The following is a 23433-nucleotide window of genomic DNA, read 5'->3' on the forward strand; positions in this document are numbered from 1 at the left end:
CGCCAGCTGCTACCAAGAGCGTGTTTCGCCTGAGATCTCTTAACTGACAGGCATTACCCCGCAGGGTGCTTTTTTTATGCGTGCCCCCAAGGACGCCATCGAACAAATGTGGGAGCGAGCCTGCTCGCGAATGCGGTGTATCAGCCACCATCATTGCTGGATGTGATGACGCTTTCGCGAGCAGGCTCGCTCCCACAGGGGATCGCTGGTGGGGCATATATTCTAGGCACTAAAAAAGCACCCCGCGGGGTGCTTTTTTCGAATATTAACCTGAGCCGCTTACTGATTCTGCCCGTTCTGGGACAAGATCAGCTTACCTTCCTTGTCGACCGGAATCTGGTTGCCCGGATCGCGATCCATCCGCACTTTGCCTTCCTTGCCGTCCAGCGAGTAACGGACGTCGTAGCCAACAACCTTGTCGCTGATGTCATTCACGGTGTTACAGCGAGTTTGCATCGTGGTGGTGGTATCACGATTCTGCATGCCTTCCTGGACCTTGTTACCGGCATAACCGCCGCCAACTGCGCCCGCTACGGTGGCAATCTTCTTGCCATTGCCGCCACCGATCATGTTACCCAGCAAACCACCACCAACCGCACCGACGACGGTACCGAGGATCTGGTGCTCATCTTTGACCGGCGCTTGCCGAGTCACTGCTACATCCTTGCAAACTTCACGTGGCGTCTTGATCTGTGTCTTGACCGGTTCAACGGCCAGAACTTGCGCATACTCAGGGCCGCTTTTTTTAACCAGGCTGTAGGTGGCAACAGCACCGCCGGCCGTCACACCAACAGCACCCAATACCGCACCAACCAGCATCGACTTGTTCACATGAACCTCCTTACCATCACATGCGGGACATGCCCGCGCTTCTCCCAGCCTTGGAGCACAAAAAAAGGCGCGAGTTCAACTCGCGCCTTTTTTGGCTGACAACTGGAAAGCGATGGCCGTTATGGACGGTCGTCGACTTCCTTCTCGGTAGCCGCAGGAGGAATCAGATCCTCGCTGTTCAGGTTCAGCCAGATCAACACCACGTTCGCGATGTAGATCGACGAGTAGGTACCCGCCAAAACACCGATAAACAGGGCGATCGAGAAGCCGAACAGGTTGTCGCCACCAAAGAACAGCAGTGCCGAGATCGCCAGCAAGGTGGAGATCGACGTCGCCATGGTCCGCAGCAGGGTTTGCGTGGTCGAGATGTTGATGTTCTCGATCAGGCTCGCCTTGCGCAGAACACGGAAGTTCTCACGAACCCGGTCAAATACCACGATGGTGTCGTTGAGCGAGTAACCGATGATCGCCAGTACCGCCGCCAGCACTGTCAGGTCGAAAGTGATCTGGAAGAACGACAGGATACCGACGGTCACGACCACATCGTGGATCAGCGAAACGATGGCGCCGACCGCAAACTTCCACTGAAAGCGGAAAGCCAGGTAGATCAGGATGCCACCCAGCGCCATCAGCATGCCGAGGCCGCCCTGGTCGCGAAGTTCTTCACCGACCTGCGGGCCGACGAACTCGACACGCTTGACCACCGCCGGGTTATCGCCGCCGACTTTCTTCAACGCATCGGCCACCTGGTGACCCAGTTGCGGATCTGCACCCGGCATACGCACCAGCAGGTCGGTGGTTGCACCGAAGCTCTGCACGATGGCTTCGTGATAGCCCGCTGTAACCAGTTGCTCACGCACCTTGGTGACGTCGGCCGGACGCTCGTAGGTCAGCTCAATGAGCGTACCGCCGGTGAAGTCCAGGCCCCAGTTCATGCCCTTGTGGAAGCAGCTGAACAACGCCAGTGCGGTAAGGAACAATGTGACGCCGAACGCAAAGTTGCGAACGCCCATGAAGTTGATTGTACGTAACATGGCAGCCCCTTAAATCCACAACTTCTTGAAGTCACGACCGCCGAAGATCAGGTTGACCATCGCGCGGGTCACCATGATGGCCGTGAACATCGAGGTAAAGATCCCGAGGGACATGGTCACTGCGAAGCCTTTGACCGGGCCTGTGCCCATCGCAAAGAGAATCCCGCCGACCAACAGTGTTGTCAGGTTGGCGTCGAGAATCGCGGTGAATGCCCGGCCGAAGCCTTCGTTGATTGCCCGCTGTACGGTCATGCCCGCAGCGATCTCTTCACGTATCCGCGAGAAGATCAGTACGTTGGCGTCGACCGCCATACCCATGGTCAATACGATACCGGCGATACCCGGCAGGGTCAGCGTTGCACCCAACAGCGACATCAGGGCCAGCAGCAACACCATGTTCACGGCCAGAGCGACAGTGGCGATGATGCCGAAGAAGCGGTAGATGGCGATGATGAACAGCGAGACAAACAGCATGCCCCACAGCGATGCATCGATACCTTTGGTGATGTTGTCGGCACCCAGGCTCGGGCCAATGGTGCGCTCTTCAGCGAAGTACATCGGTGCGGCCAGACCACCGGCACGCAGCAGCAGCGCCAGTTCGGACGATTCGCCCTGACCGTTCAGGCCAGTGATGCGGAACTGGGCACCCAGTGGCGACTGGATAGTCGCCAGACTGATGATCTTCTTCTCTTCTTTAAACGTTTGAACCGCGACGTCTTTCTCGACACCATCGACCAATTGCTTGGTGTAAGTGGTGATCGGACGCTGTTCGATGAAGATCACCGCCATGCTGCGACCGACGTTGCTGCGAGTCGCACGACTCATCAGCTCGCCACCATGACCATCCAGACGGATGTTCACTTCTGGCGTGCCGTGCTCGCCGAAGCCAGCCTTGGCGTCAGTCACCTGGTCACCGGTGATGATCAGGCCACGCTCGATCTGTGCAGGCGGACGCTTGCCTTCACGGAACTCGAAGGTTTCGGAAGTGGCTTTCGACGCACCCGGCTCAGCGGCCAGACGGAACTCAAGGTTGGCCGTCTTGCCGAGGATACGCTTGGCTTCTGCGGTGTCCTGCACGCCCGGCAGCTCAACCACGATGCGGTTGGCGCCCTGACGCTGAACAATCGGTTCGGCAACACCCAGCTCGTTGACGCGGTTACGGACCGTGGTCAAGTTCTGCTTGATGGAGTATTCACGGATTTCCGCCAGCTTGGCCGGGGTCATCGCCAGACGCAGCACCGGTTGACCATTCAGATCGGCCGGAACAATGTCGAAATCGTTGAAGTTCTTGCGGACCACCGCACGGGCCTGTTCGCGGGCATCTTCATCAGTGAAGCCCAACTGAATGGCGCCATTGAGTTGCGGCAGGCTGCGATAGCGCAGTTTCTCTTTACGCAACAGACTCTTGACGTCGCCTTCGTAGACTTTCAGGCGTGCGTCGAGGGCTTTGTCCATGTCCACTTCCAGCAGGAAGTGCACACCACCGGACAAGTCCAGGCCCAGCTTCATCGGGTGCGCGCCAAGGCTGCGCAGCCATTGCGGGGTGGTTTGTGCCAGGTTCAGTGCAACGACGTAGTCATCACCCAATGCCTTGCGCACGACGTCTTTGGCAGGCAGCTGGTCTTCAGCCTTGGTCAGACGAATCAGACCGCCCTTGCCATTTGCGGCCAGAGTGGCAGCCTTGACGTTGATCCCGGATTCCTTGAGCGCTGTGCTCACACGATCCAGATCAGCCTGATTGACCAACAGCGCAGTACTTGCACCGCTGACCTGAATGGCCGGGTCATCAGGATATAAATTGGGAGCGGAATAAATCAGACCGACCGCCAGCACCGCCAGGATCAGAATGTATTTCCACAGAGGGTATTTGTTCAGCATCACGCCGCCCGCTTATGACGCGGGGCGCCTTGCGCGCCCCGTCGATTGAGTAGAAGTTGGAACTTAGATCGCTTTCAGCGTGCCTTTTGGCAGCGTGGCGGCAATGGCGCCCTTCTGGAACTTCATTTCGACAGTGTCGGAAACTTCCAGAACAACGAAATCGTCAGCCACTTTAGTGATCTTGCCGGCGATACCACCGGTGGTCACAACTTCGTCACCTTTTTGCAGGCTGCCCAGCAGGTTCTTCTGCTCTTTGGCGCGCTTGGCCTGTGGACGCCAGATCATCAGGTAGAAGATGACCAGGAAGCCGACCAGGAAAATCCACTCAAAGCCGCCGCCCATAGGGCCTGCCGCAGGTGCAGCAGCATCAGCCATGGCATTAGAGATAAAAAAGCTCATTTAGCACTCCAGTTGCAAATGTTGAATCTTGGGGTCAGAAAACTCAGTCCAAAGGCGGAACAGGTAACCCGCGTTTGGCGTAGAAGGCATCGACAAAGGCGGCCAATGTACCCTGTTGAATAGCCTCGCGCAAACCAGCCATAAGCACCTGGTAATGGCGCAAATTGTGGATGGTATTCAACATGCTACCCAGCATTTCGCCGCACTTGTCCAGATGGTGCAGATAAGCACGGGAGAAGTTCTGGCAGGTGTAGCAATCGCAGGTCGGATCGAGCGGCGAATCATCATGGCGATGGAACGCGTTTCGGATCTTGAGCACGCCGGTATCGATGAACAGATGCCCATTGCGGGCATTACGGGTTGGCATCACGCAATCGAACATGTCCACACCGCGGCGCACACCCTCAACCAGATCTTCCGGTTTGCCAACGCCCATAAGGTAACGAGGTTTGTCAGCCGGCATCTGACCCGGTAGGTAATCCAGCACCTTGATCATTTCGTGCTTGGGCTCGCCCACCGACAGACCGCCGATGGCCAAGCCGTCGAAGCCAATCTTGTCGAGGCCTTCCAGGGAGCGCATGCGCAAATCCTGGTGCATACCGCCCTGAACGATGCCGAACAGCGCCGCCGTATTGTCGCCATGAGCATTTTTCGAACGCTGCGCCCAACGCAACGACAGCTCCATGGACACCCGCGCGACGTCTTCGTCGGCCGGGTACGGGGTGCACTCATCGAAAATCATCACGATGTCCGAGCCCAGGTCACGCTGGACCTGCATCGATTCTTCCGGCCCCATGAACACTTTGGCACCATCAACCGGAGAGGCGAAAGTCACGCCCTCCTCCTTGATCTTGCGCATCGCGCCCAGGCTGAACACCTGGAAACCGCCTGAGTCTGTAAGAATCGGGCCTTTCCACTGCATGAAATCGTGCAGGTCGCCGTGCTTCTTGATCACTTCGGTGCCAGGACGCAGCCACAAGTGGAAGGTGTTACCCAGAATGATTTCCGCGCCGGTGGCGGTGATGTCCCGCGGCAGCATGCCCTTCACGGTGCCGTACGTGCCCACCGGCATGAAGGCCGGGGTCTCGACGGTACCGCGCGGGAAGGTCAAACGACCGCGACGAGCCTTGCCGTCAGTAGCAAGTAACTCAAACGACATACGACTTTGGCGACTCATTCTGTTTCCTCAGGGCCACGTGGTGCAGGGTTACGGGTGATAAACATCGCATCACCGTAGCTGAAAAATCGGTATTCATGCTCCACGGCGGCTTTATAAGCGGCCATGGCTTCGGGATAACCGGCGAACGCCGAAACCAGCATCAACAGCGTGGATTCGGGCAAATGGAAGTTAGTGACCAGGGCATCGACCACATGAAACGGCCGGCCCGGGTAGATAAAGATGTCAGTGTCGCCACTGAACGGCTTGAGCACGCCATCGCGCGCGGCACTCTCCAGCGAACGCACGCTGGTGGTCCCCACGGCCACCACCCGACCACCGCGAGCGCGACAAGCGGCAACCGCATCCACCACGTCCTGGCCGACTTCCAGCCATTCGCTGTGCATGTGGTGATCTTCAATCTTCTCGACGCGCACCGGCTGGAACGTACCCGCACCCACGTGCAAGGTCACGAACGCGGTCTCGACGCCCTTGGCGGCAATCGCCTCCATCAGCGGCTGATCGAAATGCAGCCCCGCCGTCGGCGCCGCCACTGCGCCCAAGCGCTCGGCGTACACCGTCTGATAACGCTCGCGGTCCGAGCCTTCATCCGGGCGGTCTATATAAGGAGGCAACGGCATGTGCCCGACGCGATCAAGCAGTGGCAACACCTCTTCGGCGAACCCCAGTTCGAACAACGCATCGTGACGCGCCAGCATTTCAGCTTCGCCACCGCCATCGATGAGGATCTTGGAACCCGGTTTCGGCGATTTGCTGGAGCGCACATGGGCCAGCACGCGGTGACTGTCCAGCACCCGCTCCACCAGGATTTCCAGCTTGCCGCCGGAAGCTTTCTGGCCAAACAGCCGCGCCGGAATCACCCGGGTATTGTTGAACACCATCAAATCGCCTGGGCGCAAATGCTCAAGCAAATCAGTGAATTGACGGTGTGCCAGGGCGCCGCTGACCCCATCAAGGGTCAACAGGCGACTATTGCGACGCTCGGCCAAAGGATGGCGGGCGATCAGCGAATCAGGGAGCTCGAAGGTAAAGTCAGCAACGCGCATGATGGGGTTCGTCTAGCAGGGCCGGGAAGTCTAGCGGAAATATCAAAAATTCTCCATGTACCTGATTGACCAACGGTTATCTCATCTCTATACTCCGCGGCCATTGAGCCCTGATGGCGGAATTGGTAGACGCGGCGGATTCAAAATCCGTTTTCGAAAGGAGTGGGAGTTCGAGTCTCCCTCGGGGCACCAAAATTAAGAAAGGTCTTGCTTAGCAAGGCCTTTTTTTTCGCCTGCAATAAAGCCACCACGCCCCGCCGCTATCCCCGCGATCCGGTAGGAGCTGCCGAAGGCTGCGATCTTTTGATCTTGCTGTTCTTCTACGCCGCCCACATCGGCGGAACATTTCACAAGGATTCCCCCCATGGAATTGCTGCTTGAAACCGTCGCCCTCTTCTCCCTCAAGCTCGCTTACGAGACGGAAGATTCAAGTCCGATTCTGCGTGACGATCTGATGATGAGTGATTATGAGCGGGAGGTGTTTGGGTTGCTGGTGCGTAGGGGGAATGTTGAGGCGATCCAGCGAAAAGTGGGTGAATGCCTGAGATTGGCGCTGAACGCCATTGGCGGTGTGGATACAGTCCTGGGTCGCGAGCTACATAGGTTGGCAGCAGATTTCAGCGCTGCGCGGACCATGGAGCAGCTTGATGCCCCGCTCATCGCGCTCAAGGGTTACCTAAAAGACATTCAATGAATGAAGGCGGGCGACATAAAAAAGCGGAAGCGCCCGACAGCTAGACCAACCTTGGTCGCCACGTCTAATTAATCCGATAACAAAACTGTCCCCTTATCCATGGCTCCCTTTTCCACGTCCCCTTTCCCCAGTTTTTTTTTACCGCCTACCATCGTTAGCCAAGTCCGCCTCCAGCCCGGAGTGTGTAAAAACGCTAGATCCCGTTTCGATCTTCAAGGCTGAGTGACTGTCCGGCTTCGTAGTTTGATCAAGGCACGATGTCCCTTCCTGATGAGCTAAACCGCCCCAGCAACGCGCCAGATCATCGGGAGACGTAAAAACAGGCCGTTTTTTAGGCCGTTAGCGCCTTGGCCCCGGCGGATGTTTGGTAAGTACGGGGTCGGAAACCCGCGGGAGCGTGTTAGCGAGAAGATTCACAGTTTAGTGAACTGGTGAACTCGGTGAATTGCGGTTCATCTATGCATTTGCCCTACCGTTGGGATAAAAACTGATCACCGTTGCCGTAGCGGTAACGCACACCCCTTTCTCTTCAAAATCCTTTCAATTTCAACGATGAAATTTCAGTAGGCTGGGTGATCTGCCGCTAACGGAATGCCGCGGGTTTACGACCCCGTACCCGCTTCAATTCGCCAGGGGTCCCAGGCAAATCTGTCACGAAGTCCCATTGGCAACTGCCTCAACGATTGCGTATCGCCCCGTTTCCTTTACTGACATAGGATTTGCCGTGTTCTGGAGTAGAGACAAGACAATCAAGGTGGAATTGACAACGCCAATCAGCCTCACCTCGCCACCGGGGCATGCTTGCCCGCACGCCGCCGAAGCGGTGCCTGCCGATGATGTGAAGATCAATACTGAACTCGCCTTTAAACTACTGGTTTACGGTGCTGTAGCATCACAAGCAGCTCTCCTCATCACGGGATATTCGTTGCTCGTGGGTTACTACGAACAATTTGGGATAGATACCAACGAGCTGACCCTCAGCACGCCTACCCTGCTGCTTTACGGATACATAAACATTATGTCAGGCGCTTTAACCGTCACAGACCGCTTACCCATATTAGGGGCCGGCCTGCTTGCTGCTGGTTACTTTGGCTTAGCTGCGCTATTTCTTTTGGTCATCACAAAACGATTGAAGGAAGGAGTCATCGTCGGCCTATCGAGTTGGATAGGTTTCTCGCTGTTACTAATTTCCTTCGCTCCTGCAATAGGTGTTCAGCACGGCAGTAGGATGGGATTGAAAGACTTCAAAAAATATACCCAGCAGGATGCGCCTTATGGTTTGGATGACATCCATACTGTTTTGACCGACAAAGGTGACAGGCTAACCGGCCATTTGATCCTTGCAGACAGCAAATCCACTTTTCTCCTGGTGGGTAACAAAGTGCTCAAAATAGATGGGATCAAAGGTCGGATCATTCGTGAGACGGAGTTGCGTATCAAAGAACCAACTGCCAACCAAAACCCCGTATCCACAGTGGAATCTCAATGAGTTCAAATGCCCCACCTGCAAACTCACGACCAAAGCGATGACTGGGTTTCCTTAGAAAAAATACTTTGTAGCTGTCGACCATCAACAGAGTTGGAGCGGTTATGAGCGTTGAGGACGGAAGTGATCTTGAGAGTTCTGAAGGCTGCATTTTTCCAGCATTTTCGATATCTGCCGAGGAATTGTCTCGATACAGTGTCGAGAGTGACGTGCACTCCGGCAGGGACATCGCCAGCTATGTAAATGGCCAAGCTCCGGAGGAGGAAGTCCTTCACGTAGAGAAGCTGAAACGAGAAACGGTTGCTGGGGAAAACTTACGATATTTGGGACGTGACGACTGACAAAGACCGCTACTGAATAGAAAAAAGGGACAGATTTATTTGCAAGCGACTTAAACTTGCTTACAATATAAAAGTCCACCCCTTATCCTCACCTCGAGCGTACCACACTCCGAATACTGACTCTATTTCTGATTATTGCGCAAGACGAAATCCTTAATAATTTGCTGCACATCACTATTCCAACTAACTTTAGCTTTTTCAGAGTCCCACCACATAAACAAAACCACTAAACAGTACGCAGAACGCCGAGCCTCGTATGGACCAATAGGAACTCTTGACTTATGTGCAGCAGCATTCCTATATCGAATCAGATCATTTAGTAGATTCTGAATCCTAGCTGGAAATATAGAGTGCTTTTTCTCAGGTCTATTAACCTTATCAATTTTACCAAACAATAATTTATCTGCATTATGAAAATTACCAATCAATGCACGAATAATTTGCAGCGCAATCTCCCCCTTATCTCCACTGCCTTCCAACCCTTCCTTCACTTCTTTGTAAAGATTTGCCACATCGGAAATTTCGGGCTCGGGAGCTTTGAATAGCGTCCCAACCCTCCTTTGAATTTCGTCCAGCAATTGCCCAGTCGTCAACCCTTTATCTAACTGCTCTCGAAAAAGTGTTTCATATATCTGAGTTAGAATATCTTCCCCTGCAATCCCCATTGAGCCGACGCAATCGAGATAGTTGTGCTCATCATATCGCTCCAAGCCTTTTCGAATTATAGGAAGCAAATGTTGTTGCGTAAAAATTTTTGAATAAACAAATGCCAACACATCTGGATATGGTTCAAACAACTCCTCCTCTGGTGAGAACATAGGCAAGAGTGTTGAGTTTTCAAGCTTTCCTACCAACACCAGAAAATCCCTAATAGCCTTTAGTGGCTTTTCCTCCCACGCAAAGATTGTACAATTAGTCTCATCCAGAGGCCCACTAACTATAAAAAAATTTCCAGACTTATTGCGATGAATTTTTCCGCGAGGCAAATCCGTCCTAAACTTAGAATCCCATATATTCTCAAAAAAATAGATATACGCCTCATTATATTCATTCCGAAGAACATCATAATCAAGAAGATCGAGAACCATCTCTGTCACTTCATGATGACCAAATGACTCCCCCCTCTCATCCTCGCTAATATCTTCATCTCGGCGGACCATAAAATCAAAAAGCGATAGTAAAAAAGTAATCTTGTCCTCCACAAACTCAACAACACTTTTATTCCAATCCTCTGTAAGATTAATTTTTCTTTCGCGCTTTCCACTTACCAAAACTATATGATCTTTCCCTGCAACTTCCCTATGAACCATACTCATGACGCTTTTCGAAATTCCACCCTCCGATACCCACTCAAAAGACAATTTATGGAGACCACTGGAAAAAGGATCAGATAGATAGTTTGTTATTTTTTTAAGCGCACCACCGACTAGCACCTCATCAACATTCTGACCTCGCCCTACATCTCTGAAACTACTTGTATACTGCATCACACCCCTCCCATAAAAATCATAACTTCATTACTGTAACGACTGAAAAAGGGGGACAGATTTATTTTTAGTAAAAAATCTGCCTTTTTTTCGCCGCCCCCTTTTCGTCACCAAGACACAACTAGCGCCTAGCCGCAGTAAACAGTCGTCTATACACTGGATCTTTTGCAAGTTCAGCTGAGACCGATCGTATTTGATCTAATGCCTCTGTGAGATCGTAGGGAATAACCGCTGCCTCAGAATTTCCAATCGTCAGATCAAGCAAACGAAGCAAAGCTTTGGCTTTTTCTTCGCTATCAATAATGGCAAGCCTCCTTACCTCGCCAACCTCGCCATATAAGCCGTAATCTAGTAACGACCAGCACTTGAAAGGTACGAGGAACCGTTCAACAGCATCGACAGCCTCGCTAAAAGCTTCTTCTGATGTCGAAGGAAGAACAGCAAACGCAGCACTAACACCTTGTGTGGCCAACGAGCGCTCTTGTGGCCAGACTTGCTCGATAAATGGTGCCGCTGCAGATCTAAACAGTTCGGCGGCGCTGGTTGTGTCCACTTCTTTGGACCGATTAGCTGAAAGTTCTCGAACAAATTGTTGAATCGCACTTGCAGCAGATGCACGGATTTCGTCGTCTAGGGTCCGCAGCATTTGCTGAGTTTTTGGGTTGGGCACCGCTGGGGCATTCCCCTCTCTGAAGGCGTGCAAACTTTCTATAACGAGGCTGAACACTAAACTTTGTCGTGCCTCGCGCCCAAGACGCCGGTCATTAACCCTCTCCACCATTTCGTTACCGATGATTTTAAGGACGTCGCTATGACGAGTGCGGCGAGCAACAGCACGCCAGAGAGGAATAGAAGCTTCATCATCGTTAAGCAATGGCGATATCAGACTTTTTTCAGCCCATGTTGAATCGGCGCGTAAAAAGTACGGCAAGTGCTCGATGAAACGATGTTGCACAATCAAGCCGCTGCGACCGGTTGCGCTAATTGCTGTATCTCGCATCGCGCGGGATGTAGTGCCTTCTGCGAAGACGGACTTTTCGGATCCACAGGTCGCAAGAAACACACTTACAAGCTTCCCTGCAGCAGTGTTCAACGTATCGAGGTCCATGGGCGCGTGGTCATCGTCGGCACTACGGACCGTAACGCCGAGATTGGCATCATCCGCTAGGGCTGTTTCTGCATTGGTAGCATCGACAGCTATTGGCCAAATCTTCTCCCAAACAGAAAACCCCAGATTAGAAGCAATAATTTGGGTCCGCCAGGCGTCCATCCATGCGCTGATTCCTTGGATTGCAATCGAAATAGTACTCTCGGAGGTCAGACTCAGCATCCCGAGAACCCGCTCACATTCAGCTTGTAGGTCACGCGTAAGAATGGCACTACCATCTTTCTTCATCGGTGAGTGCGCCCAACCGAAACGGTTCCACACAAACGGGAAATCGTTCCCACCATCCCCGCTGGTTTCCAGGTCGCATAAAACCAGCTGTATATTTTCGGGCTCTTGGAGCCAGTCATTCGCGCGCTGAGCTGGTTCGTTATGCCTACCGTCACGACTAGTCAAAAAAGCCGCCTCTAATGCGCTCAAACGGGAAACACCCGCCATGGCGTCAAATTTCGAATCCGGATTAGGCTGAACCCAATGCGCCGTCGGACCTATCGGAAGGCCTTCATCCAAGTCCATCCCTATTAGGTCACTGTATTGATTGAGGTTGGCGTTCAGCCACTGGCGCTCATCCGATGGCAACGCTCCTCCCGCGACTTCAATACGCTTGAGCTCGCGGACAGTCTGGTAAGTTCGAGCCGATTTGATTTTTGCAGCCTCTATTTTCTTCGGCCAAAAATTACGCGGAGGGCCTTTACATATCCGCTTGGCTATCGCTATCTGGGCTTGGAGGTCGAGGTTTCCAAACCGTACAGCTCGAAGTTCAGCGATCTCCGGAAAGGCGTGCAAATTCCAAAAGTGGAGATCATCAAGGTCGGCAAGGAATGCTTGAACCTGCGAAGACTTAACAAGTTCGGGATCCCGAGCGGCGGCTGCCCACAGCCGGGTATGTACAGATGAGTGAGCAAACCTCCACCGCTCAACGAATTGCCGCGCATCAAGGGCGCTTAATTCCGCGATACGCCCGACAACGGCGAAAAGAAGCTTTACGGACGGTGCAATACCTGTGTGATAAGCATCAGGATCGCTGCCATGATCGTCATCGGATGTACCGGTGACATAATATGCTCGTCGTAAATCTCCAAGCTTCCAAAACTGGTCTTGCCCATTCCAGCCGAGCTGTCGACCAATTCGAAGGCCTAGGTTTACAGCTGACTCCAGCGCGACACCCAATTCTTTTAGAAAGGCTACTTCAGTAAGGCGCACAAGCTCGAGCACGTCTAAGTCTAAAAGTTTGCCACTGGTCAGCCTTGCAGAAAGTAGATGGTCGAACGTTCTGGGACGACTTGGTCGCTTCGAGAACCGCCAACGCCAGGAGTCGTGCGGCCCAACTTTCAGGCGCGGCATCACGCACCCTACGACCTTCGAAATGACTGCACCCGAGCGATCACCGGCACGTAGCCGATTTTGTATGTCATAAATCGCAATCGATGGTCCATCGTTGATATCTATAGATGACCAGCTTTCTTCGATCAATCGCCACGCAGAGACCCAAGGCTCATCGAGAGTGCGCCCCTGAGGACCACTTAGCAGATGTTCGATGGCGATGCGCTCTATACGTTGCTCTCGCTTTAAACGCAGAGCCCAGTCCATCGTTCCGGCGTCCGCTAATCGATTATTTAGAAACGCAATCGTTGCTTGAAGCGTTGCACGATCCTGTTCATCGAGAAATACCAGATCCGGAATCATAAATGGCGATCCTGCTCTTTTTCTGTGCAGATTTTAATGATCGCTTCGAGCCAACCTATGTCAGCCTTTCCACCAGATGCCATAGCAGACAATCTGATGCGCTCACTTGTGTTGCTCCGTCTGATCAAATGGTCGAACAAGTCGCGATCCGCTTCCTGCGATGATGCTCTGGGGGTTCTGACGATCCGGCGAATTTCGGCGTCAATACGGCGAGGACTTCCGTTATTAGCTGAAAGACTCGCCCAGCGTTCAAGTGTTTCACATAGTGCGGAATGACCGTTGTTGGCATCGTAGTGGATTGGCGTAATGCCGCGCGCCTTCCAGTCCTCAAGCGCCACAGGGTCAGGCGTATGAGATCCAAAAAATGTAAACCGCTCCTTCAAATCCCCAAAGCGAGATCCATCTGCCGCAACTGCATTTAACAGATATCGCATTGGTGGATCGTTAGCGCTGTAACCCACCAAGACCAAGTGGTACAAGCGGGCGGCGTCGTAAATTAGATCAGGAACAACACGACGACGTAGATAAAACTCGCCAAAGTCTTGGTCCGAAATAACTAGTTCGGATACGCGACTTGGCTGTGGGTCAAGCACACCATGGATATGAAGCACTCCTGCGAAATCTAACTGCCGGGTCGGCCTGGGAATAGCCCCAAGTGAATAGGTCTGAATGATAGAGCCGCGGCGCTTCCCTGCTCGCTGAAGAAGCTGATCAAAGTTTGTCGTAACGATGGTGACCGCTCCCCCACGATCCGCAAGGCGCATAAGCGCACGATGAATAGGCGCTGGCTGACTATTCCCTGCTCGCAAGCGTTCAGCTACTGCATGTCGAACTCGACTATCGCCGCGCGTGAGGCCGTCAAGCCGTCTCTCAAGCATGCCAAGGACTACGTCGAAGTCTCCGCTAATGAACCGCTTGACCTCCGCCTTCTGCGGATCAGTGAGGTGTGATATCTCTGCTTCCCATTGATTACATGCTCCACGCGGCAATTTGGAAAGCACCGAATGAACGCTAGGATCTAATTTTTGGTAAACATCGACTACGAGCTGACGGAAGTCTGGCAATTTAGCGGGCATCGAAATGCCAGCACCGCATATAAAAAGAACCTGGCCGCGTGCGTGAGCGAGAAGAAGTCGCTCTGGTATCGCTGCGAGTCCCTTGCCGAGTGTGATTACGCGGTCTTGAGCAGATGTATCCATTTTTTAATTTCAAGTCCGTTTTGTGGGTGGCTAATTTCCGCGAGCTGACCAGCGTAAAAGGGCACAGAATACCTCTCAGGCACTTAAATCGGCATCCTGAAAAACATCTGAATCTCGAGTTAATTCCTCGAATAAAAAAGGGAAGACCACATTTTCCGACTCGAGCGGTTTGGGAGATAAGCCTTCGACGGTTGCAGGAAAGAAATCTGCACGATACCCTCCCACCGTCGCTGCCAATTCAGCGACCGGGTGTGGAAACCCGTGTAATTCAAGGCGCAACAGCGCCCCCATCACGTCTGCCGGCGCTTTTTTTATGCCTGCGGCGTGAGTTATGGCGGCTGTGCGTGGGACGTCTTCGGGCGTACCGGTTTCCTTGATTCCCGGTTTTCCACCCTGCGCACAGCTGTCACCCATTCGTGTGGAAACGAACGTGGCAGCTCCTCATATCAAGGAGTCTGATAATGCGCAGCATGAATCCGTACAAAATTTGGCTTTTCCATCAACGCAATTCCCAATCGCGTAACGCCTCACCATCCACCCTCCCCCACAGCCTCTCCATCCCCGGAGATGCCCAATGACCGATCAACCAGAACTCAAAACCATCGGCCTAACCCCCGCCATCTACTGCTCAGACCAACCCCTGTTCCACGTCACTCGCGACGTCCCTCTCGGCGATGCGTTAGCCATGGCTTCTGATTTTCTGTTTCTGGCTAAGGCGCTTACTGAAGATGCGGCTTACGCCAGAGACACCGACCGCCACGCATGGGCCGCGCATTATTTGACGGCGATGAGTAAGGCGGTGGTTGATGATGCGGTGAAGGTGCTGACGCGTAATCGGGATACCACTGTCACACCTAAGCGGGCGGCGGCGAAGTCTGAAGGGTAGTGGTTGAAACGTGGGGAGCGGGCAGCTTGGGATGGTGGCAGTACATTGAGCATTGATGTGGCTGACCTGGCGCTTTCGCGAGCAGGCTCGCTCCCACATTATTGAATTGTGTTTGGCTGGCTGGAGCCCCGAGTTTTCGGGGCTTTTAATTGTTCAGTTCAGAGCAGGTGTTGGGAAATCAGCTTTGAGATTTCCACCATTGATGTCTTGCCGGTGAATTCAAACTTCACCTTTCCCAGCGACGAAAAGTAGATCTCCAATTCGGAGTCCAGGTCGAACGTGCCGGCCGTTTCCACCGAGTACGCGACGATGTTTTTGTAGGGCAACGAGGTGAAGTCTTTTTTGCTGCCGGTGAGGCCCTGCACGTTGACGGCGATGATGCGTTTGTTGGTGAACACCACACCGTCGCGCATGGATTTGTACGCGTCGATGACCTGCTCTCCTTCCAATAGTGAAGGAAAAAGGGGACGGATTTATTTTCCGAGTCGTCCAATAATAAATCTGTCCCATTTTCCGCAGGCATCACCTTCTATCCACGACCGATGAAAACAGGCTGGAATCCGTCTGCGAGCGTTTAACTCTGTCGTTGCAAGCAGCCCATCGACTGCTCAAGGTCGCGCGCACGCTGGCGGACCTTGAACAAACCGACGGGATCAGACGCGAGCATTTGGCCGAGGCGCTGCAATATCGGCCGACAATGCTCTAGCCGGTGTCACCCCTTGGTCAGATCAACCAACGGCGTCTGCCGCACCTCAGTCTCCCGCCCACCCTGAATCTCGCTCACCTGCTTCAAGGCCTTATCCACAGCCGCCTTATCCGCCAACAAGCTGTAGCTGATGCGGAACTGCTTGTGTTCCTTCGGCCCAATTGTCGGTACCAGGTTCAGTGGCCGCTGATAACGGCGGTTGTAGGAAAAACTTGTCCCCGGCTCCAGCCCCGTGACATAGCCCTGGCCTTGGGTATCGGTGTTTTTCCACAGAGAAAACACGGGCAGTGTCTGAGTATTGAAACCGACCGAAACACCCAGGCTGCCGGCCTTGTTATGCAACACGGTCAACGTATCGCCCTTGGCATCGGCATACGGCACCACGTTGTAAACCGTTTCGTCGTAGTCCTTGGTCGGTGCGCGGTAGGTTTGCCAGTCGGGCAGATCGCCCTTGGCCTTGTCGTTAAACGGCGACACCTGTTTCACCGGCGCGGCGAAACGAGCGCCCTGCTCCAGGAACGGGGTGCTGAAGTTACTGTGATACAGCGCCTGGTATTCCTTCGGATAGTCACCGTTGTTGGTCAGGGTGTCGTTGAGGGCGAATACTACGCTGCCGGGTTCGGTGACCAGTTCGGTCGCGACGGAGAAGTCGACCTTCTTGAACGCCTGCTCTTTCAGTTCGCCGCGCAGGGTGATGGCGTACGGTGGTTTTTCATCGATGTGCAGGGTGACTTTGTTCGCAGGAATGTTGGCGGCCCGACCGTGCAGGGTCAGCAGTTCGCCGTTGTCGACGCCGGGGTGGCCGACCCATTCGTATCCGCAGCGGGTGACCAGCTCATTGAAACCTTCCAGCCAGCCCAGACCACCGCGGCCATTGAGTTCGATGAAGGACGGATTGACCACTTCCTTGACCGGCGAATCCCAGCCCATGCGCACATTGCCGACCGAGGCCTGCAAGACGTTCATTCCGCGAGTCGGCACTACCGAGAGTTTCATCGTGCCGTTATCGATGTCGACAATGCTGACGCCCTCCTGCCGACCGCCGTGCAAGGTGCGCAGGGTGACGCTGAAGGGTTTGTCGGTTTTTACGCCGAGTTGCTGGCTGGTGATCTGCCAATTCTGGGCGGCATTGTCGGTGTCGAGCAGAACGTAATCCCAGGCCATGGCGTGGGAGGCAGCGGACAGTGCGCTGAGGGCAACAAAGAGTTTGAGCGGAGTCATGGCAGCAGCCTTTCTTGGAGTTGTGCCATTTTTATAGACTTGATGAAACGTTTCAGCAAGCTTAAAAAGCGACACACCGCCGGCAAATGCCAAGAAAGATTTGGGACAAATCGGAAAATTGAGTCGATGCCATCGCGAGCAGGCTCGCTCCCACATTAGATCGAAGGTGAACACAGGTTTTGTGAACATTCGAGATCAACTGTGGGAGCGATCCTGCTCGCGATGGCCATCTCGGCAATGACTCTTCCACCGAGTAGGCGATGATGTTTTTGTAGGGCAACGACATGAAGTCTTTTTTGCTGCCGGTAAGGCCCTGCACGTTGACGGCGATGATGCGTTTGTTGGTGAACACCACGCCGTCGCGCATGGATTTGTAGGAGTCGATGACTTGCTCCCCTTCCAACAGCAGTGCGCTGACGCGTTCTGCGTATTCTTCGTTTTGCTTGAGCTTGAAGAAGCCTTTGTTGTTGAAATCAATCATTTGCTATTCCCTGTTTTTTGAATGTGAATCCCGAGTGCCAGCTGCATCGGGCGCCTTCGGCTACGCCTCGTCTAGACTTAACGGGTGGTCGTAGAAAGAACCGAACACGTCGCTTTGGTGCTGATGAATCAAAAGCAGCGTGGCAAGCTGCCTTAATGCCCTTATGAGGTGCGGCCATGACCGCACCGGGACCTACAAGATGCCCATTCAGGGTGCCCTGGCCAACGGCCTGAAAATGCCACGATACCGTGACGTGGTGTGAATGCCGCAGCCGACACTTTCGGACGACCGACAACCGCCTGGTTTGTCCGTGACCGTGAGGATTGCTGAATGCCTGATGAGATGTTGCACCTGCCTATGGTCAACAGCCTGCTGGAGCGCCACAAACGCTCCCCCGGCGCACTGTTGCCCATCCTTCATGAGATTCAGGAGGGCATCGGTTACATCCCCGATGCTGCCATCCCCGAGATTGCCCACGCCCTCAATCAGAGTCAGGCCGAGATTCGCGGGGTGATTAGTTTTTACCATGACTTCCGCACCGCGCCGCCAGCCCGGCATATCCTGCGTCTGTGCCGGGCGGAGTCCTGCAAGAGTCGCGGCGCCGAGCAGCTCGCCGCGCAATTGCGTGAACGCCTGCAACTGGATGATCACGGCAGTAGCGCCGACGGCAGCATCAGTCTGCGTCCGGTGTATTGCCTCGGCGCCTGCGCTTGCTCGCCCGCCCTTGAGCTGGATGGCCAGGTGCATGCGCGGCTGAGTGCCGAGCGGCTGGATGCGCTGCTTGATGCTTGCCAGGAGGACGCATGATGTCGCGTCTCTATCTGTCCTGTGATTCCCTGGCCCGTGCCGTGGGTGCCGATGAGGTGGCAGTGGCCATCGCCAATCAGTCCCAGGAAAGCAATCTGGACCTGCAACGCACCAGCTCTCGCGGCCTGTACTGGCTGGAACCGCTGCTGGAAGTGGACACCCCGCAAGGCCGTATCGGTTTCGGCCCGCTGACTGCTGCCGATGTGCCGTCCGTGCTCGATGCGCTGAAAGGCGAGCCGTCCGCTCATCCGCTGGCCTTGGGTCTGGTGGAAGAGTTGCCCTATCTGAAGACTCAACAACGCCTGCTGTTTGCCCGCGCCGGTATTACCCGGCCGCTGTCGCTGGACGACTACCGAGCCCACGGCGGTTTCGAGGGTTTAAAAAGGGCCGTCGACATTGGCGGCGAGCACACCGCCACCGAGGTGTTCGATTCAGGCCTGCGTGGCCGTGGCGGCGCGGCTTTCCCGGCCGGGATCAAATGGCGCACGGTGCGCGCTACCCAGGCTACGCAGAAATACATTGTGTGCAACGCCGACGAAGGCGACTCCGGCACCTTTGCCGACCGTATGTTGATGGAAGGCGACCCTTTCCTGCTGATCGAAGGCATGGCCATTGCCGGCATCACCGTCGGGGCCAGCTACGGCTACATTTATGTGCGCTCGGAATATCCACAGTCCGTGGCCACCCTGCGCGAGGCGCTGGACATCGCTCGGACCGCCGGTTACCTCGGCGCCAATGTCGGTGGCAGCGGCCTGGCCTTCGATATGGAAGTGCGGGTCGGTGCCGGCGCTTATATCTGCGGTGAGGAAACCGCGCTGCTGGACTCTCTGGAAGGCAAGCGCGGGATCGTTCGCGCCAAGCCACCCATTCCGGCCTTGAAGGGGCTGTTCGGCCTGCCGACGCTGGTGCACAACGTGCTGACTCTGGCTTCGGTGCCGCTGATTCTGGCCAAGGGCGCGCAGTTCTACCGCGATTACGGCATGGGCCGTTCCTTGGGCACCATGCCCTTCCAGCTGGCGGGCAATATTCGTCACGGCGGCCTGGTGGAACGGGCCTTTGGCTTGACCCTGCGGGAACTGGTGGAAGACTACGGCGGCGGTACCGCCAGTGGCCGGCCGCTGAAGGCCGCACAGGTCGGCGGCCCGCTCGGCGCTTGGGTGCCACCTTCGCAATTCGACACGCCGCTGGATTACGAAGCGTTCGCCGGCATCGGCGCCATGCTCGGTCACGGTGGTGTGGTGGTGGCGGACGACAGCCTGGACATGGCCCACATGGCGCGCTTCGCCATGCAGTTCTGCGCCGAGGAATCCTGTGGCAAATGCACCCCATGTCGCATCGGCTCGACCCGGGGCGTGGAGGTGATCGACCGTCTGCTGGCCGCGCCGGACCAGAGTGGTCGCGATGAGCAGGTGATCATCCTCAAGGACCTGTGCGACACCCTGCAATACGGTTCGCTGTGCGCGTTGGGCGGCATGGTCTCGTTTCCTGTAGCCAGCGCCCTCAAGCACTTCCCCGCCGACTTCGGTCTGCAATCTTCGGAGGCCGAGCAATGATCACCCTCTTCGACCCGAACACCGACATCGATCTGGGCACCCCGGCCCGCGACAGCCAGATGCAAGTCACCCTGAACATCGACGGCCGCAGCATCAGCGTGCCCGAAGGCACCTCGGTGATGCGCGCCGCTGCGCTGCTCGGCACCACCATTCCGAAATTGTGCGCCACCGACAGCCTGGAAGCCTTTGGCTCCTGCCGCATGTGCCTGGTGGAGATCGACGGCATGCGCGGTTACCCAGCGTCCTGCACCACACCGGTCAGCGAAGGCATGAGCGTGCACACCCAGACGCCGAAGCTCGCCACCCTGCGCCGCAACGTGATGGAGCTGTACATCTCCGATCACCCGCTGGACTGCCTGACGTGCTCGGCCAACGGCAACTGCGAGCTACAAACCGTGGCCGGCCAGGTCGGCCTGCGGGAAGTGCGTTACGGTTATGAAGGCGACAACCATCTGGCCGACGTGAAGGACACGTCCAACCCCTACTTCGACTACGACCCGAGCAAGTGCATCGTCTGCAACCGCTGCGTGCGCGCCTGCGAAGAAACCCAAGGCACCTTTGCCCTGACCATTACCGGGCGCGGGTTTGAATCGCGGGTTGCGGCTGCCGGTGGCGAGAACTTCCTCGAATCGGAATGCGTATCTTGCGGCGCCTGTGTGCAAGCCTGCCCCACCGCGACCCTGATGGAGAAAAGTGTGGTCGAACTGGGTCAGCCCGAACGCAGCGTGATCACCACCTGCGCCTATTGCGGCGTGGGCTGTTCGTTCCGCGCCGAGATGAAAGGCGACCAGCTGGTGCGCATGGTTCCCGACAAGAACGGCCAGGCCAACCACGGCCACTCCTGCGTCAAAGGGCGCTTTGCCTGGGGCTACGCCACCCACCCGGATCGCATCACCAAACCGATGATCCGCAAGAACATCAACGACCCTTGGCAGGAAGTCAGCTGGGATGAAGCGGTGACCTACGCTGCCAGCGAATTCCGTCGGCTGCAGCAGAAATACGGCCGCGACTCCATTGGTGGCATCACTTCCAGCCGTTGCACCAACGAAGAAACCTACCTGGTGCAAAAACTGGTGCGCGCCGCGTTCGGCAACAACAACGTCGACACCTGTGCGCGGGTCTGCCACTCGCCGACCGGCTATGGCTTGAAACAAACCCTTGGCGAGTCCGCCGGCACCCAGAGTTTCGACTCGGTGATGCAGGCCGACGTGATCCTGGTGATGGGCGCCAACCCCAGCGATGCTCACCCGGTATTCGCCTCCCAGCTCAAACGCCGCCTGCGTGAAGGTGCGCGACTGATCGTCATCGACCCACGACGCATTGATCTGGTGGACTCGGTGCATGCCCGCGCCGAAGTGCACCTGGCCCTACGCCCGGGCACCAACGTCGCCATGCTCAACGCCTTGGCCCATGTCATCGTCACCGAAGGCTTGCTCAACCAGGCCTTTATCGACGCCCGTTGCGAGGACGTTGATTTCGCCCACTGGCGCGAGTTCGTCAGCCGCGCGGAAAACTCGCCGGAAGTCCTTGCCGACATCTGCGGCGTCGACCCTGCCGACATCCGCACCGCCGCCCGCCTGTATGCCACCGGTGGCAACGCGGCGATCTACTACGGCCTGGGCGTCACCGAGCACAGCCAGGGCAGCACCGCGGTCATGGGCATCGCCAACCTGGCCATGGCCACTGGCAACATCGGCCGCGAAGGCGTGGGCGTGAACCCGCTGCGCGGGCAGAACAACGTTCAGGGCTCCTGCGACATGGGCTCCTTCCCCCACGAGCTGCCCGGCTACCGCCACATCTCCAACGAGGTTGTTCGGGCGCAGTTCGAACAGGCGTGGAACGTCACCCTGCAACCCGATCCGGGCCTGCGCATTCCCAACATGTTCGAGGCCGCCCTCAGCGGCAGTTTCAAAGGCCTGTATTGCCAGGGCGAGGACATCGCCCAGAGCGACCCTAATACCCAGCACGTCACCGCGGCCCTGTCGGCCATGGAATGCATCGTGGTGCAGGACATTTTCCTCAACGAAACCGCCAAGTTCGCCCACGTGTTCCTGCCGGGCTGCTCGTTCCTGGAAAAAGACGGCACCTTCACCAACGCCGAGCGACGCATTTCCCGCGTGCGCAAAGTCATGGAGCCCTTGGGCGGCAAGGCCGACTGGGAAGGCACCGTGGCCCTGGCCAACGCCTTGGGTTACACCATGAACTACCGGCACCCGTCTGAAATCATGGATGAAATCGCCAGCCTGACGCCAACCTTCACCAACGTCAGCTACGCCGAACTGGATCGCCACGGCAGCCTGCAATGGCCGTGCAACGCCGCGGCACCGGACGGCACCCCGACCATGCACATCGACGAATTCGTGCGCGGCAAGGGGCGCTTCATGCTCACCGGTTATGTGCCCACCGAGGAAAAGGTCAACAATCGCTACCCGCTTCTGCTGACCACCGGGCGCATCCTCAGCCAGTACAACGTCGGCGCGCAGACCCGGCGTACCGAAAACGTCGCCTGGCACGATGAAGACCGTCTGGAAATCCACCCGACCGATGCCGAGAGCCGTGGCATCAACGAAGGTGACTGGGTCGGCATCGGCAGCCGCGCCGGGCAGACCGTACTGCGTGCGCGGGTCACCGAACGGGTTGCTCCGGGCGTGGTGTACACCACGTTCCACTTCCCTGAATCGGGGGCCAACGTGATCACCACCGACAACTCCGACTGGGCCACCAACTGTCCGGAGTACAAGGTCACCGCCGTGGAAGTCAGCCGTGTCTACCACCCTTCCGAGTGGCAAAAACGCTACCAGGAATTCAGCGACGAACAGCACCGTCTGCTCAACGAACGCCGTCAGGCGCGCGGCGCTAAAGCGGAGGTACGTCGATGAGCACTGCCAACCTGATCAAAATGGCCAACCAGATCGCCCAGTACTTCGCCAGCGAGCCGGACCAGCAACAGGCCGTGCTCGGCGTGCGTAATCACCTGAAGTTGTACTGGACGCCCGGCATGCGCAAGGAGTTGCTGGCCTGGCAGACGGAGCATCCGGCGGACTTGCACCCACTGGCGCAGGCGGCGGTCAGTGGGGCGGGCTGGGAGGCTTAGGTTGCGCGATCCCCCGAGATTGCCTCAGGCCTGTGGGCTGTAAAAAACTGTGGGAGCGAGCTTGCTCGCGATGAGGGCAGTACATTCAGCATAAATACTGACTGAACTGACGCTATCGCGAGCAAGCTCGCTCCCACAGGGGTTGCGTGTCGTGGCTCGCATTCGGGGCTACTCGATCTGAATCGGCCCCTTGGTCCCGGCAGCACTGTCCGTCCAGTAATCCTCCCCCATCAGCCGTCGATCACCTTGAATCGTGAAGGTG

20 protein-coding genes, 1 tRNA gene and 2 pseudogenes are annotated in these 23433 nt (G+C 56.0%); 9 read left to right on the plus strand and 14 right to left on the minus strand.

Translation table 11 applies throughout. The features are described 5' to 3' along the window. Nucleotides 1-279: 279 nt before the first annotated feature. The 6 genes from JFU37_RS07595 to queA form a co-directional block, all read right to left on the minus strand. Nucleotides 280-831, minus strand: coding sequence for a glycine zipper 2TM domain-containing protein (locus JFU37_RS07595; RefSeq protein WP_201114684.1), 552 nt, complete (start codon nucleotides 829-831; stop codon nucleotides 280-282). Nucleotides 832-950: 119 nt separating this feature from the next. Next, nucleotides 951-1865 (minus strand): protein translocase subunit SecF, encoded by a 915-nt coding sequence (gene secF / locus JFU37_RS07600; RefSeq protein WP_201114686.1) that lies wholly within the window; start codon nucleotides 1863-1865, stop codon nucleotides 951-953. A gap of 9 nt (nucleotides 1866-1874) precedes the next feature. Then, complete coding sequence (gene secD / locus JFU37_RS07605) at nucleotides 1875-3743, minus strand: protein translocase subunit SecD (protein WP_201114688.1); 1869 nt, start codon at nucleotides 3741-3743, stop codon at nucleotides 1875-1877. Nucleotides 3744-3806: 63 nt separating this feature from the next. Next, a complete protein-coding gene (yajC, locus tag JFU37_RS07610) occupies nucleotides 3807-4142 on the minus strand; it encodes a preprotein translocase subunit YajC (protein WP_053214538.1) in 336 nt (111 codons plus the stop codon). Nucleotides 4143-4185: 43 nt separating this feature from the next. Then, a complete protein-coding gene (gene tgt / locus JFU37_RS07615; protein ID WP_162130630.1) occupies nucleotides 4186-5301 on the minus strand; it encodes a tRNA guanosine(34) transglycosylase Tgt in 1116 nt (371 codons plus the stop codon). Between the two features lie 14 nt (nucleotides 5302-5315). Beyond that, nucleotides 5316-6365, minus strand: coding sequence for a tRNA preQ1(34) S-adenosylmethionine ribosyltransferase-isomerase QueA (queA, locus tag JFU37_RS07620; protein ID WP_201114690.1), 1050 nt, complete (start codon nucleotides 6363-6365; stop codon nucleotides 5316-5318). Nucleotides 6366-6472: 107 nt separating this feature from the next. Here queA and JFU37_RS07625 point away from each other — a divergent pair. After that, nucleotides 6473-6557, plus strand: a tRNA-Leu gene (locus tag JFU37_RS07625). Between the two features lie 3 nt (nucleotides 6558-6560). On the opposite strand, the gene JFU37_RS07630 is transcribed toward JFU37_RS07625, so the two are convergent. Beyond that, a complete protein-coding gene (locus JFU37_RS07630; protein ID WP_201114691.1) occupies nucleotides 6561-6716 on the minus strand; it encodes a hypothetical protein in 156 nt (51 codons plus the stop codon). A 13-nt stretch (nucleotides 6717-6729) separates the two neighbouring features. On the opposite strand from JFU37_RS07630, the gene JFU37_RS07635 reads away from it, so the two are divergent. Further along, nucleotides 6730-7059: a hypothetical protein gene (locus JFU37_RS07635; RefSeq protein ID WP_201114692.1), complete on the plus strand. Its 330-nt coding sequence runs from the start codon at nucleotides 6730-6732 to the stop codon at nucleotides 7057-7059. A gap of 664 nt (nucleotides 7060-7723) precedes the next feature. Then, nucleotides 7724-8548: a hypothetical protein gene (locus JFU37_RS07640; RefSeq protein WP_207201395.1), complete on the plus strand. Its 825-nt coding sequence runs from the start codon at nucleotides 7724-7726 to the stop codon at nucleotides 8546-8548. Nucleotides 8549-9008: 460 nt separating this feature from the next. On the opposite strand, the gene JFU37_RS07645 is transcribed toward JFU37_RS07640, so the two are convergent. The 4 genes from JFU37_RS07645 to JFU37_RS07660 form a co-directional block, all read right to left on the minus strand. Further along, nucleotides 9009-10373 carry a hypothetical protein gene (locus JFU37_RS07645; protein ID WP_201114693.1) on the minus strand — a complete coding sequence of 455 codons (1365 nt, stop codon included), beginning with the start codon at nucleotides 10371-10373 and terminating at the stop codon, nucleotides 9009-9011. A 121-nt stretch (nucleotides 10374-10494) separates the two neighbouring features. Further along, a complete protein-coding gene (locus JFU37_RS07650; RefSeq protein WP_201114694.1) occupies nucleotides 10495-13224 on the minus strand; it encodes a hypothetical protein in 2730 nt (909 codons plus the stop codon). Next, nucleotides 13221-14423 carry an SIR2 family protein gene (locus JFU37_RS07655; protein ID WP_201114695.1) on the minus strand — a complete coding sequence of 401 codons (1203 nt, stop codon included), beginning with the start codon at nucleotides 14421-14423 and terminating at the stop codon, nucleotides 13221-13223. Before JFU37_RS07655 ends, JFU37_RS07650 begins: the two co-directional genes overlap by 4 nt. 75 nt (nucleotides 14424-14498) lie before the next feature. Beyond that, nucleotides 14499-14837, minus strand: a complete 339-nt coding sequence (locus JFU37_RS07660; RefSeq protein ID WP_201114696.1) for a hypothetical protein — start codon at nucleotides 14835-14837, stop codon at nucleotides 14499-14501. Between the two features lie 160 nt (nucleotides 14838-14997). On the opposite strand from JFU37_RS07660, the gene JFU37_RS07665 reads away from it, so the two are divergent. Continuing rightward, nucleotides 14998-15309 carry a DUF3077 domain-containing protein gene (locus JFU37_RS07665; protein WP_201114697.1) on the plus strand — a complete coding sequence of 104 codons (312 nt, stop codon included), beginning with the start codon at nucleotides 14998-15000 and terminating at the stop codon, nucleotides 15307-15309. A 158-nt stretch (nucleotides 15310-15467) separates the two neighbouring features. On the opposite strand, the pseudogene JFU37_RS07670 reads toward JFU37_RS07665, so the two are convergent. After that, a pseudogene (locus tag JFU37_RS07670) lies at nucleotides 15468-15761 on the minus strand (PH domain-containing protein); the annotation flags it as partial. A gap of 68 nt (nucleotides 15762-15829) precedes the next feature. Here JFU37_RS07670 and JFU37_RS07675 point away from each other — a divergent pair. Further along, nucleotides 15830-16015: pseudogene (locus tag JFU37_RS07675) on the plus strand (magnesium chelatase subunit ChlI family protein); the annotation flags it as partial. Nucleotides 16016-16021: 6 nt separating this feature from the next. Here the strand turns inward: JFU37_RS07675 and JFU37_RS07680 are convergent. Continuing rightward, on the minus strand, nucleotides 16022-17236 hold the full coding sequence (locus tag JFU37_RS07680) for an aldose 1-epimerase family protein (protein ID WP_201114698.1): 1215 nt from the start codon (nucleotides 17234-17236) through the stop codon (nucleotides 16022-16024). A gap of 61 nt (nucleotides 17237-17297) precedes the next feature. Continuing rightward, nucleotides 17298-17717, minus strand: a complete 420-nt coding sequence (locus JFU37_RS31120; RefSeq protein ID WP_342214921.1) for a PH domain-containing protein — start codon at nucleotides 17715-17717, stop codon at nucleotides 17298-17300. A gap of 330 nt (nucleotides 17718-18047) precedes the next feature. Between JFU37_RS31120 and JFU37_RS07690 the strand changes: the two genes are divergently transcribed. Genes JFU37_RS07690 through JFU37_RS07705 form a run of 4 tightly spaced genes read left to right on the plus strand, consistent with a single transcriptional unit; the run spans nucleotide 18048 to nucleotide 23171 of the window. Continuing rightward, nucleotides 18048-18524 carry a formate dehydrogenase subunit gamma gene (locus JFU37_RS07690; RefSeq protein ID WP_201114699.1) on the plus strand — a complete coding sequence of 159 codons (477 nt, stop codon included), beginning with the start codon at nucleotides 18048-18050 and terminating at the stop codon, nucleotides 18522-18524. After that, nucleotides 18521-20077: a formate dehydrogenase beta subunit gene (locus JFU37_RS07695; RefSeq protein WP_201114701.1), complete on the plus strand. Its 1557-nt coding sequence runs from the start codon at nucleotides 18521-18523 to the stop codon at nucleotides 20075-20077. Before JFU37_RS07690 ends, JFU37_RS07695 begins: the two co-directional genes overlap by 4 nt. Further along, nucleotides 20074-22956: a formate dehydrogenase subunit alpha gene (fdhF, locus tag JFU37_RS07700; protein ID WP_201114703.1), complete on the plus strand. Its 2883-nt coding sequence runs from the start codon at nucleotides 20074-20076 to the stop codon at nucleotides 22954-22956. Before JFU37_RS07695 ends, fdhF begins: the two co-directional genes overlap by 4 nt. Next, nucleotides 22953-23171: a formate dehydrogenase subunit delta gene (locus JFU37_RS07705; RefSeq protein WP_201114705.1), complete on the plus strand. Its 219-nt coding sequence runs from the start codon at nucleotides 22953-22955 to the stop codon at nucleotides 23169-23171. Before fdhF ends, JFU37_RS07705 begins: the two co-directional genes overlap by 4 nt. Nucleotides 23172-23433 lie beyond the last annotated feature (262 nt).

Source organism: Pseudomonas sp. TH41, assembly GCF_016650695.1.
Taxonomy (GTDB): domain Bacteria; phylum Pseudomonadota; class Gammaproteobacteria; order Pseudomonadales; family Pseudomonadaceae; genus Aquipseudomonas.

Excerpts from the sequence above, each read along its gene's own strand:
- JFU37_RS07665 (WP_201114697.1), top strand. The coding sequence starts at position 14,998 with ATGACCGATCAACCAGAACTCAAAACCATCGGCCTAACCCCCGCCATC.
- JFU37_RS07635 (WP_201114692.1), top strand. The coding sequence starts at position 6,730 with ATGGAATTGCTGCTTGAAACCGTCGCCCTCTTCTCCCTCAAGCTCGCT.
- JFU37_RS07655 (WP_201114695.1), bottom strand. The coding sequence starts at position 14,423 with ATGGATACATCTGCTCAAGACCGCGTAATCACACTCGGCAAGGGACTC.
- JFU37_RS07645 (WP_201114693.1), bottom strand. The coding sequence starts at position 10,373 with ATGCAGTATACAAGTAGTTTCAGAGATGTAGGGCGAGGTCAGAATGTT.
- tgt (WP_162130630.1), bottom strand. The coding sequence starts at position 5,301 with ATGTCGTTTGAGTTACTTGCTACTGACGGCAAGGCTCGTCGCGGTCGT.
- secF (WP_201114686.1), bottom strand. The coding sequence starts at position 1,865 with ATGTTACGTACAATCAACTTCATGGGCGTTCGCAACTTTGCGTTCGGC.
- queA (WP_201114690.1), bottom strand. The coding sequence starts at position 6,365 with ATGCGCGTTGCTGACTTTACCTTCGAGCTCCCTGATTCGCTGATCGCC.
- JFU37_RS07695 (WP_201114701.1), top strand. The coding sequence starts at position 18,521 with ATGATGTCGCGTCTCTATCTGTCCTGTGATTCCCTGGCCCGTGCCGTG.
- JFU37_RS31120 (WP_342214921.1), bottom strand. The coding sequence starts at position 17,717 with ATGATTGATTTCAACAACAAAGGCTTCTTCAAGCTCAAGCAAAACGAA.
- fdhF (WP_201114703.1), top strand. The coding sequence starts at position 20,074 with ATGATCACCCTCTTCGACCCGAACACCGACATCGATCTGGGCACCCCG.
- JFU37_RS07650 (WP_201114694.1), bottom strand. The coding sequence starts at position 13,224 with ATGATTCCGGATCTGGTATTTCTCGATGAACAGGATCGTGCAACGCTT.
- JFU37_RS07705 (WP_201114705.1), top strand. The coding sequence starts at position 22,953 with ATGAGCACTGCCAACCTGATCAAAATGGCCAACCAGATCGCCCAGTAC.
- JFU37_RS07680 (WP_201114698.1), bottom strand. The coding sequence starts at position 17,236 with ATGACTCCGCTCAAACTCTTTGTTGCCCTCAGCGCACTGTCCGCTGCC.
- JFU37_RS07690 (WP_201114699.1), top strand. The coding sequence starts at position 18,048 with ATGCCTGATGAGATGTTGCACCTGCCTATGGTCAACAGCCTGCTGGAG.
- JFU37_RS07660 (WP_201114696.1), bottom strand. The coding sequence starts at position 14,837 with ATGGGTGACAGCTGTGCGCAGGGTGGAAAACCGGGAATCAAGGAAACC.
- secD (WP_201114688.1), bottom strand. The coding sequence starts at position 3,743 with ATGCTGAACAAATACCCTCTGTGGAAATACATTCTGATCCTGGCGGTG.
- yajC (WP_053214538.1), bottom strand. The coding sequence starts at position 4,142 with ATGAGCTTTTTTATCTCTAATGCCATGGCTGATGCTGCTGCACCTGCG.